The following is a 233-nucleotide window of genomic DNA, read 5'->3' as shown; positions in this document are numbered from 1 at the left end:
ATTGTTTTAGTGAGTGATATCGCCAAAAGTTAGTGAAAACCATCAACAATAAACTGATTAAAAACCAACAACAAACTGATATTTATAAACTTTATTAGTTGGCAAAGAGTTTGCAACTCTTGGGATAATTCAAGCAAAAAACAAATGGCTGTTTGCATTATTTGCTCAGCAACAAAATTAAAAAGGAAACCAACAATGAAAAAATTAATGTTAGTGGCTGCGCTTAGCTCTAC

At 31.3% G+C, this 233-nt stretch carries 1 protein-coding gene; it reads right to left on the bottom strand.

Annotation, left to right across the window (positions count from 1 at the left end; all coding sequences use genetic code 11):
* Nucleotides 1-29: 29 nt before the first annotated feature.
* Nucleotides 30-233 (bottom strand): hypothetical protein (locus tag CWC11_RS23045; RefSeq protein ID WP_212748103.1); only part of this gene is annotated, 204 nt, incomplete at its 5' end.

It is taken from the genome of Pseudoalteromonas sp. S3178, assembly GCF_005886985.1.
In the GTDB taxonomy this organism is placed as follows: domain Bacteria; phylum Pseudomonadota; class Gammaproteobacteria; order Enterobacterales; family Alteromonadaceae; genus Pseudoalteromonas; species Pseudoalteromonas carrageenovora.
The sequence above is the reverse complement of the archived record's forward strand: the minus strand, read 5'-3'. Positions and strand labels throughout refer to the sequence as shown.